Source organism: Pseudobacter sp. (genome assembly GCF_051955275.1).
Lineage (GTDB): Bacteria > Bacteroidota > Bacteroidia > Chitinophagales > Chitinophagaceae > Pseudobacter.
This window is the reverse complement of the sequence record NZ_JBQCGW010000053.1, coordinates 1-8,993: the sequence shown is the minus strand read 5'-3', so window position 1 is coordinate 8,993 and position 8,993 is coordinate 1. Positions and strand designations below refer to the sequence as shown.

The following is an 8,993-nucleotide window of genomic DNA, read 5'->3' as shown; positions in this document are numbered from 1 at the left end:
TTTTCCTAAACCCTTTAAACAATGAGTAGAAAACTATGGGTCTTGCTCCTGTGCGTCTGCACGGGATATAAGGCCCTGCCCCAATGTGCCGCCCCTGCGGTACCGGCAACCCCATGCACAGGTACACCCCTGAGCAGCAGTGCTAATATTACCAATGGTCAAACCCGCTATGTGGGCCCGGCCGGAGGCACTTACGGCAGCATCAACTTCAACAATGGCGGACGGTTGATCATTTGCGGAAATGCAACCATCGCAAGTATGAACTGGAATGGCGGCACGATCATCATCAACGCTGGCGCCTCGTTAACCATCATTGGCAATGCCAACATGGGTAACAACCACCAGATCTACAACTACGGAACCATCACATTTACCGGCAATTTCACAATGGGTGGTACGGTGTACAATGCACCAGGAGCCATTTTCAATGTGGATGCCAGCAGTTTCACCATCAACAGCGGAACTTACGTGAATAACGGAACGATGAATTTCCGCGATGTAACTGTCAACTCTGGCGGTTCCATGTGTATGGGTCCGGGCGCGCAATTGAATGCCGCTAACTTCAGGAACAACCCCGCCAATTTCATTTCAGTTCCTTCCGGCAATGCCTGTGTCAGATTCAGTGGCAGCCTTACCGGCAATGCCAGGCTTTCCAACAGTGCCGGTATGACCCTCTGCAGGCAGAACGGGGCTTCCAGTCCGGCTTCCAATGTAGCGGGCTCCACCACAGTACAGTACCCCTGTACCAGTTGCCTCGTGGTATTGCCTGTAACGCTCAGCGGTTTTACAGTAACCCGCAAAAACGATCAGGCTGAGCTGAACTGGAAAACCAGTTCCGAAGAAAATGTAAAGAGTTTCATCATCGAACAAAGTACCGACACCAGGAATTTTGTAGCGGTAAAAGAGATCCGTGCAACAGGGCGTGCTGCTGCTTATATAAGCAGTATACCATTGCAGGGGGAAACTTTTTTCAGGTTGAAGATCCTCGACAATGATGGAAGTACCGGCTATTCTTCCATTGTGAGAGTGCAGGCGTTGCACGGAGGACTTGAACTTTCGCTGCAGAGTAATCCTGTTCGCTTGTCCACGGCCGTTATAGTAGTAGGTGCGGACCGACAGCAACAGGGAACGCTGATCATGATGGATAACAGCGGACGCGTGCTACGGAAAAAGAACCTGTTTGTACAGAAAGGCGACAACAAAATGGAGCTGGAACTCGATGGACTGGCCAGTGGTCAGTACCTGCTGAATTTCCAGGGAAGCACGGAAAGATCAAAAACCATTTCACTTATCAGAATGTAAGCAGTATTCAATATGAAATAAAAATTTACACTACCATAAGGCCTGATTATTCTCTGGTTTAGCCGGAGCGGATCTGTTTTGTCCGATAATCACTTTCATTGCCCGCAATGAGGGAAGGAATTGTATTGCTTAAAAGTAAAAGGGCGTCCGGAATTCCGGATCACCTTTTCAGCATGCTGTACATGCACCACAATGCAACGATTCTGAATCAACGGAAAGATCCTTTACACAACCGAGGCCGGCACAGGCGTCAGGTTTTCCTGCTCTTCTGCCGTAAAGATCCTGCTCAGGATGTAAAACCTTACACCCAGCGGGATTTCCAGTGAAAAACTGCTCCCTCTTCCCGGAGTAACGTCCAACATCAATTGAGTATGTTTCCAGTATTCGTACTGATCCGCGCTCATATAAAATTCACATCCGTGCACTGTGCCGAGGCAGATATCACTTCCGCCTGTTTTGAACTCGCCCACCTGAAAGCACATAGGCTGGCTGCCATCACAGCAACCGCCGCTCTGGTGGAACATCAGTGGTCCGTGCTGTTCCCTTAGATTGTCTATAAGTTCCATGGCCCTGTCTGTTGCTACAATTCTTGGAACAGGCATATAGATGGTTTTTCATTAGAAGAATCCGAGTTTCTGTTTGCTGTAACTCACCAGCATATTCTTGGTCTGCCGGTAATGGTTCAGCATCATCTTATGTGTTTCCCTTCCGAATCCGGATTTCTTGTATCCGCCGAAAGGGGCATGCGCAGGATAGGCATGATAACAGTTCACCCACACCCTGCCGGCCTGGATGGCCCTTGGCACCTGGTAAAGCTCATGGGCGTCGCGCGTCCATACGCCTGCACCCAATCCATACAAAGTATCATTGGCGATGGAAATGGCTTCTTCCGTGGATTTGAAAGTGGTAACGGATGTAACCGGACCGAAAATCTCTTCCTGGAAAATGCGCATTTTATTATGTCCTTTGAAGATGGTGGGCTTGATATAATATCCATGTTCGAGGCCGCTGTTCTGGTGATATGCTTCCCCCCCGCATAATACTTCAGCACCTTCCTGTCTGCCGATATCGAAATAGCTCAGGATCTTGTTGTACTGGTCTTCGCTGGCCTGCGCGCCCATCATTACCGAGCCATCCAGCGGATTACCCAGTTTGATGGCGTTGGTACGCTGCACTACCCTGTTCATGAATTTATCAAAGATATTCTCGTGCACCAGTATCCGGGACGGACAGGTGCAGACCTCTCCCTGGTTGAGCGCAAACATCACGGCACCTTCCACTGCTTTATCAAAGAACTCATCATCTGCACTGGCTACCGATTCAAAGAAGATATTAGGGCTCTTGCCCCCCAGTTCCATGGTAACAGGAATAAGGTTTTCAGAAGCGTACTGCATGATCAGTCTTCCTGTGGTGGTCTCTCCCGTGAACGCTACTTTGTTCACACGTGGTGAAGATGCCAGTGGTTTGCCCGCTTCGATACCAAAACCGGTAACGATGTTGAGGACACCTTTGGGCAGGATATGTCCGATCAACTCCATCAGCACCATAATGCTGGTGGGCGTTTGCTCGGCAGGCTTCACCACTACGGTGCATCCGGCAGCGAGGGCCGGTGCAATTTTCCAGGCTGCCATCAACAATGGAAAATTCCAGGGTATGATCTGTCCAACCACACCGATCGGTTCATGCAGGTTGATGCTCACAGTAGTGTCATCCAACTCGCTAACCGTCCCTTCTTCGCTCCTGATCACGCCGGCATAATACCGGAAATGGTCGATCACCAGGGGAAGATCGGCTGCCCTGGTCTCACGGATCGCTTTTCCATTGTCGATGGTCTCTACTATAGCCAGGTACTCCAGGTTCTGCTCAATCACCTGGGCGATTTGCAATAACAGGTTACTGCGGTAACCTGCCGCCGTTTTGCTCCATGATTTGAATGCTTCGGTAGCGGCATCGATCGCTTTGTCGATATCCCTTGCATTGCCCCGGGCAGCCCGGGTGAACACTTTTCCATCAAGAGGAGAGATATTGTCGAAATACTCCCCGCCTGAAGGCGCAATCCATTCCCCACCGATATAATGATCATATTTTTCTTTGAATGATGGCCTGGCGGCCACGTCAGCCTTGGGGGCTGTTGTTGTTGAGGCACTCATAATGAAAGTTTGAATCGTTAGATATTAGGTTTGAATTTCAACTTTTAAAAATGGAAATGCACTCACTTTTGTCTTTTTTAATAGCACGATCGTACTTTTTATGAAGGCATATATTTCATTTTTGTGTAAATTGTTAGTATAATAGCTACCGATGCCTGCAAAACACTTCCTCAACAAGATCGATCTCACCAGCCCGGGCCAGTTGCAGACGCTTGTGGAAAGCCGCCGGATCTTCAACCTGAACCGTTGTGAGTTCAATGTTTTTGAAACGCATCAGTCAGCTTATCATATCCCCCTTACGTTCTCAGATTTTGTGATCACCAGCATGGTGCGGGGAAAGAAGATCATGCATCTTTTTGATGAACCCGCTTTTGATTACCTTCCCGGGGAAACACTGATCGTTCCTGCCAATGAAGCCATGGTGATAGATTTTCCGGACGCGTCTGCAGAAGCTCCCACCCAATGTGTGGCCCTGGCCCTGGATGCGGGTTATGTGAAAGACACTGTCAATTTCATGAATCATTATTACAATAGCGGGGAAGAGAACCACCACTGGAAATTGCAATTCAACCAGTACCATTTTGCCAACGACACAGAAATATCCGAGCTCATCAATAAGCTGATCCGCGTATGCAGCGGAGGCGATAAGGCAAAAGACATCTTTGCCGATCTTACGCTGAAAGAATTGCTGATCCGTCTCATGCAGAGTCAGCATATGAAGCAGGTTTCCATTGAGAGCAGCACGCGCCCCAACCAGGGCAGAACTCATTTCGTGCTGAACTATATCAATGAGCACCTCACTGAAAAGATTGCGGTGGATGCGCTGAGCCGCCAGGTGTACCTGAGCAGGAATGTTTTCTTCAAATGGTTCAAGGAGCAGTTTGGCATCACTCCGCTTGATTACATCAATAATGAGCGGATCAAACTGGCGAAGCAGTTGCTGGCCCAACCCGGAAACAGTATCCGCTCTGTAGGCTCGCAATGCGGGTTCAGCGACGTGAATTATTTTATCCGGTTGTTCAGGAAAACGGAAGGCATTACGCCCAAAGCGTACCAGGACTGTATCATACCTGCGGCTTCCTGAATTATTTCAACTGCAGTGTGAATATCAGTGAGGCTGGTTTTTGAGTGGAAGGATGCAACGGCTCGCGGATGGCCCGGATGGTCAGTCCCGCTTCCATAAATAATTTCACAGCGACGCCACCGCATCCACACCATATGCTTCAATGCCTTTGCTGCGCAAGAGGTGGGTCAGCCAACTTTCGCCACATCCGATATCGAGTACAGAAGCAGGTGCAACAGCAAGCACAGCCTGCACGATGGCTTCATTGGTGACCAGCACCCTGGATTCGATTTCGTTGTTGGCGATGGTTTCTATCCAATTGGCAGCATTGGCTTCCCAGGATGCTCTGATGGGATCAGACTGCTTCATATTTATTTGTTTTTCTTTTTGGTGATCAGTTTTTTATGTTCCCTTCCCCACTTTATCATTTCCATGATGATGCCTCCGAAGGATTTGCAATACTCTGTGCTTTCGTATTCTATCTGTACGGGAGGACCCGCATACACAGTTCGTTTCACCAGCTTATTGAGCTCCATGTCCTTCAGCTCCAGGGATAACATCCTCCGGGTGATGCCGGGTATACTTCGCTCGATTTCGCGAAATTTTTTGTTCCCGTTGCAGATGGAATTGATGATGGGAATTCTCCATTTTCCTCCGATCACATAAAGCGTGTCCTGCAGGGCCTGATATTCTTCCGAATGATTCCTGGTAGCTGCCATAGTGGTATACTTTATTATACTGGTTACAAATGTATACCATATGCCGCTAACTTTGCTGTAAATAATTACACCATGAAAAGATTTGAGAATAAGCTGGCGGTTGTGACCGGCGGGAATAGCGGGATCGGTTATGCCACTGCAAAGGAGCTGATCCGGGAAGGAGCAACAGTGTTGATCACTGGAAGAAGGAAAGATGCCATTGAAGCCGCCGCAACGGAACTGGGCGCTATTGCATTTGTAGCGGATCAGTCGATCCTGGAAGACATTGAGAATCTGGCTGAGTATGTGCGCAATCAATATGGAACAGTGGATATCCTGTTTATCAATGCAGGCATTGTGGGAGATATGGGACCTATTGAATTCACTAAAGTGGAGAATTTCGATAATGTGATGAACATCAATTTCAGGGGCGCTTATTTTACCCTGCAGAAATTCATTCCGGTGCTGAACGATGGGGCTTCTGTGGTAATGCTTTCTTCTATTGTGGCCAGCATGCATAACAGTAACAGTTCCGTATACCAGGCCAGCAAGGCTGCCTTGAATTCCATTTCAAAGACAGCCGCGAATGAACTGGCGGCCAGGAAGATCAGGGTGAACATGGTGAGCCCCGGCCCTACTGAAACTGAAGTGATGAACAAGATGGGACTGAATAAAGAAACCCTGACGCAGATCCGGGCCGATCTCACTAATAAGATTCCGTTGAAGAAGATGGGCTCCGCGGAAAATGTAGCGAAGATGGTGGTTTACCTGAGCAGTGAGGCGGCAAGTTTTATTACCGGGTCAGAGTTTGTACTGGATGGAGGTTTGACCTTGTAGGCCGCAATCCGCCTTCAATTTGGCGCATTCATACCCTTTTAAAAACAGGTATCCGTTCTAACTTTATGCTTTAGCCATTAAAAAAACGATCATTATGCGAAAGTTAAAGCTCCAGGTTAATATTACGCTCGACGGCTTTATAGCCAGTCCGGATGGAAAGACAGACTGGATGTGGATACCCGGTAAAAAAGATCCTGCCGGACTTCAGAAAGTAATTGAACTGGCAACCAGCAGTGATACGCTCCTGTTGGGCCGCAAAATGACCAGCGGGTTCATCAATCACTGGGAGAATGTAGCGGACAATCAACCTGACAGCCCGGAATATCCACTGGGCCAACATTTGGTGAATATGCGCAAGATCGTATTCAGTAGAACACAAAAAGAGATCAAAGGCAGGAACCTGGAAGTCGAAAATGGGGATCTGGCAACGGTTGTACAGCATTTGAAAGAACAACCAGGAAAGGATATTATTGTTTATGGCGGCGCGGAGTTTGTGAGCTCACTGATCAGTCTGAACCTGATCGATGAATATAATCTGATCGTCAATCCGGTAGCTATTGGAAAAGGCATGCCGATCTTCAATGATAAGATAATTCTGGACCTGGAAAACTCCATCACTTTTAAGACAGGCAAAGTATTGAATACGTACCGCCCTGCATAAAAGGACCTGTACCATCGTGCAGGTTCTTTTTATCTTGAAAAAACTGATTCTGAAAAACGGAGAAGAATGATCAGCGTGAAATTTTAGCGAGCACCTGCTTGCTGCGGTCCCGTAATGCTCCCCTGACTTCAACTGCTTCTAAACCCAGATCGCTGATCCATTCGTACAGCAACTCGTTGACTTCGCTTCTGAGCTCCGGATGCTCATTCTGCGATCCGGTTATCAGGTCCGGCACTTCCACAGGTACAAAAACGATAAGATCCATTATCGTAATCTTCATACGTCAGTTCGTTTATGGAAGCTGGCAAAAATAACCAGGATCGCCTTTGTGCGGATCTGTATTTGTCGTGCCCCCGATTAGGCCATTGTCGAACATTTTAGGAAGGTCTCATATGATAATATGGTTGCCAACGTCCTGCGCCGGGGTTATTTTCTTGAAGCCAACAGCCCATGGAGCAGCGCTGTCATGAAGTCATAGGATCTGATGGGATAACTGATGGTCCTGGCTTCCGTTTCATGGGCAATCACTTTATTCCGTTCATCATTCTCGTATTCGAAGCGCTGTGATCCTGTTCTAACAGTAATGATATCGTTTTGCATCGCCAGGTCTTCTATCTCATAGTATTTCCAATCCGGCACTGCGTCCACGATCACGAACTTCTCAGCCACGATCTCCGGATGATCAGCCATATTATCACTGCTCTGGAAGCAGCCGTTCGCATCGATTTTCTGTACAAATACCTTTATGCCGGTACCTTTCGTGAACATATTGATGATACGGTTATTGGCATCATAGTTCATGGTGGTGAGTCTCGTTAACACCCCTTCGGTGAGCTCCAGTTCCAGACTGCAATGATCCGGCGGCGCATCTTTCTCCAATTGTTCACTTGTGTGTAGCACGTGAATGGCAGTGAACAGGATATTATCAGTTGGCTGTACTGCCTTTAATATAATGGTCTTGTAAACACCGGATGCCAGTACATCGAATGAAAGTTCAGAACTATCTTTATTGATTGTAAGATCGAAAACCGGCAGCCCATATCTTTCTCCGTAAATATTCTCGAGATATTCAAATTGGGAGCTTCTCAGATTGTAATTCAGCAAGACGCCGTTATTGGATGTGGTGCCGATATACACCCTGAACCTGTCTGTCGAATGCGGATTATGTTTGAGGTGGATAATAGTTGGCTTGATCGTTTTCGGATTTCCTTTTTCCAGGCCGAATGCAAAGGCCGTGTTCAGGATGAATTCAGTGAGCTCCTTCGTGTATCCATTGTAGATAAACCCCCAAAGGTACTCGGGGCTCTCGTCTTCCTGCCCGAAAGTGGAAAGCGCCTGAAATATCCATTTGATGGACTTTGCAATGCTTTCACTGTCGCTTTTTTGCGAAAGCCTTTTAATGTATGTATCAAGATCAGCAGAGGCGGATTCGATATTGCTGCTTGAATAAAACCTGTCTTCCAGGGGAGTATTCTCAAGCTCTGCATACATCTGGTCTATGATCTGCTGTTTACTGGCTTTTATTTTTTCCAGGGTAACGGACTCCATGGATCGATTTAATGGTGAACATAAATATACAATGTATTATAAAAGTTGGGGAAAGAAAAATGGCGCTTTATAACAGGAGCTCGACTAGTTTGTGCGCGGATACGTTCTAATTAAAAGACCGCCTGAAATCCAAAGGCGACATATTGGTCTTCAGCTTAAATAGTTTACTAAAGGAAGGGGGATGTTCAAATCCTAGTTCATATGCGATCTCGCTTATCGTGGCCTGTGTTGTCGATAATTGTTCTTTTGCTTTTTCGATCAGGTGGTTATGTATGTGCTGTTGTGCGTTTTGCCCGGTAAGTGATCGTAGCATATCACTTAAATAACTGGCGCTGACGTTTAGTTGTGTGGCGAGGTATTGTACAGTTGGAAGCCCGTGAGTTTGTTTGTGTGGTGACTGGAAATATACGCGTAAAGTATCTTCTACTTTTTGAAGCAAATCGCTGCTTACGGCTTTCCGGGTAATGAATTGCCGGCTGTAGAACCGGTTGGCATAATTGAGCAGCAATTCAATCTGGGAAATCACAACGTCCTGACTGAAATTATCGATTCTGCCTTTTAGTTCTTCTTCGATACTCTCGAAAACAGTAATAATTGTGGTTTTTTCTTTCTCGGACAGATGCAATGCTTCATTGCTGGAATAGGAAAAGAAGCCGTACGTTTTAATTTTCTTAGTGAGTTCATAACCCAGTAAGAAATCCGGGTGGAAAAGCAAGGTATAACCAGATTGATCA

The 8,993-nt window shown here is 47.1% G+C and carries 11 protein-coding genes; 4 read left to right on the top strand and 7 right to left on the bottom strand.

Going from position 1 to position 8,993, the window contains the following annotated elements:
• The first annotated feature begins 21 nt into the window (after window positions 1-21).
• Window positions 22-1,302: a hypothetical protein gene (locus ACTHMC_RS05325; protein WP_440411500.1), complete on the top strand. Its 1,281-nt coding sequence runs from the start codon at window positions 22-24 to the stop codon at window positions 1,300-1,302.
• Window positions 1,303-1,526: 224 nt separating this feature from the next.
• On the opposite strand, the gene ACTHMC_RS05320 is transcribed toward ACTHMC_RS05325, so the two are convergent.
• Window positions 1,527-1,904, bottom strand: coding sequence for a DUF779 domain-containing protein (locus ACTHMC_RS05320; protein WP_440411499.1), 378 nt, complete (start codon window positions 1,902-1,904; stop codon window positions 1,527-1,529).
• 15 nt (window positions 1,905-1,919) lie between these two features.
• On the bottom strand, window positions 1,920-3,452 hold the full coding sequence (locus tag ACTHMC_RS05315) for an aldehyde dehydrogenase family protein (protein WP_440411497.1): 1,533 nt from the start codon (window positions 3,450-3,452) through the stop codon (window positions 1,920-1,922).
• A gap of 151 nt (window positions 3,453-3,603) precedes the next feature.
• Between ACTHMC_RS05315 and ACTHMC_RS05310 the strand changes: the two genes are divergently transcribed.
• Entirely contained in the window at window positions 3,604-4,536 is a 933-nt protein-coding gene (locus ACTHMC_RS05310; RefSeq protein WP_440411495.1) for an AraC family transcriptional regulator, read from the top strand.
• Between the two features lie 105 nt (window positions 4,537-4,641).
• Here the strand turns inward: ACTHMC_RS05310 and ACTHMC_RS05305 are convergent, their stop codons facing one another.
• On the bottom strand, window positions 4,642-4,884 hold the full coding sequence (locus ACTHMC_RS05305; RefSeq protein WP_440411493.1) for a methionine biosynthesis protein MetW: 243 nt from the start codon (window positions 4,882-4,884) through the stop codon (window positions 4,642-4,644).
• A gap of 2 nt (window positions 4,885-4,886) precedes the next feature.
• Window positions 4,887-5,234, bottom strand: coding sequence for a winged helix-turn-helix transcriptional regulator (locus ACTHMC_RS05300; RefSeq protein ID WP_440411492.1), 348 nt, complete (start codon window positions 5,232-5,234; stop codon window positions 4,887-4,889).
• A 72-nt stretch (window positions 5,235-5,306) separates the two neighbouring features.
• Here ACTHMC_RS05300 and ACTHMC_RS05295 point away from each other — a divergent pair, with 72 nt between their 5' ends.
• Together ACTHMC_RS05295 and ACTHMC_RS05290 are read left to right on the top strand one after the other, a co-directional pair.
• A complete protein-coding gene (locus ACTHMC_RS05295; protein ID WP_440411491.1) occupies window positions 5,307-6,050 on the top strand; it encodes an SDR family oxidoreductase in 744 nt (247 codons plus the stop codon).
• Between the two features lie 94 nt (window positions 6,051-6,144).
• Window positions 6,145-6,711: a dihydrofolate reductase family protein gene (locus tag ACTHMC_RS05290; RefSeq protein ID WP_440411489.1), complete on the top strand. Its 567-nt coding sequence runs from the start codon at window positions 6,145-6,147 to the stop codon at window positions 6,709-6,711.
• A gap of 70 nt (window positions 6,712-6,781) precedes the next feature.
• Here ACTHMC_RS05290 and ACTHMC_RS05285 read toward each other — a convergent pair whose 3' ends face one another.
• The 3 genes from ACTHMC_RS05285 to ACTHMC_RS05275 all read right to left on the bottom strand — a co-directional run.
• The gene (locus ACTHMC_RS05285; protein WP_440411488.1) at window positions 6,782-6,991 is read right to left on the bottom strand and encodes a hypothetical protein; all 210 of its coding nucleotides are present in this window, start codon (window positions 6,989-6,991) and stop codon (window positions 6,782-6,784) included.
• A gap of 146 nt (window positions 6,992-7,137) precedes the next feature.
• Complete coding sequence (locus ACTHMC_RS05280; protein ID WP_440411487.1) at window positions 7,138-8,259, bottom strand: hypothetical protein; 1,122 nt, start codon at window positions 8,257-8,259, stop codon at window positions 7,138-7,140.
• A gap of 106 nt (window positions 8,260-8,365) precedes the next feature.
• Window positions 8,366-8,993, bottom strand: a 628-nt coding sequence (locus ACTHMC_RS05275) for a helix-turn-helix domain-containing protein (protein ID WP_440411485.1), incomplete at its 5' end; no start/stop codon positions are given.

Excerpts from the sequence above, each read along its gene's own strand:
- ACTHMC_RS05325 (WP_440411500.1), top strand. The coding sequence starts at position 22 with ATGAGTAGAAAACTATGGGTCTTGCTCCTGTGCGTCTGCACGGGATAT.
- ACTHMC_RS05320 (WP_440411499.1), bottom strand. The coding sequence starts at position 1,904 with ATGCCTGTTCCAAGAATTGTAGCAACAGACAGGGCCATGGAACTTATA.
- ACTHMC_RS05315 (WP_440411497.1), bottom strand. The coding sequence starts at position 3,452 with ATGAGTGCCTCAACAACAACAGCCCCCAAGGCTGACGTGGCCGCCAGG.
- ACTHMC_RS05310 (WP_440411495.1), top strand. The coding sequence starts at position 3,604 with ATGCCTGCAAAACACTTCCTCAACAAGATCGATCTCACCAGCCCGGGC.
- ACTHMC_RS05305 (WP_440411493.1), bottom strand. The coding sequence starts at position 4,884 with ATGAAGCAGTCTGATCCCATCAGAGCATCCTGGGAAGCCAATGCTGCC.
- ACTHMC_RS05300 (WP_440411492.1), bottom strand. The coding sequence starts at position 5,234 with ATGGCAGCTACCAGGAATCATTCGGAAGAATATCAGGCCCTGCAGGAC.
- ACTHMC_RS05295 (WP_440411491.1), top strand. The coding sequence starts at position 5,307 with ATGAAAAGATTTGAGAATAAGCTGGCGGTTGTGACCGGCGGGAATAGC.
- ACTHMC_RS05290 (WP_440411489.1), top strand. The coding sequence starts at position 6,145 with ATGCGAAAGTTAAAGCTCCAGGTTAATATTACGCTCGACGGCTTTATA.
- ACTHMC_RS05285 (WP_440411488.1), bottom strand. The coding sequence starts at position 6,991 with ATGAAGATTACGATAATGGATCTTATCGTTTTTGTACCTGTGGAAGTG.
- ACTHMC_RS05280 (WP_440411487.1), bottom strand. The coding sequence starts at position 8,259 with ATGGAGTCCGTTACCCTGGAAAAAATAAAAGCCAGTAAACAGCAGATC.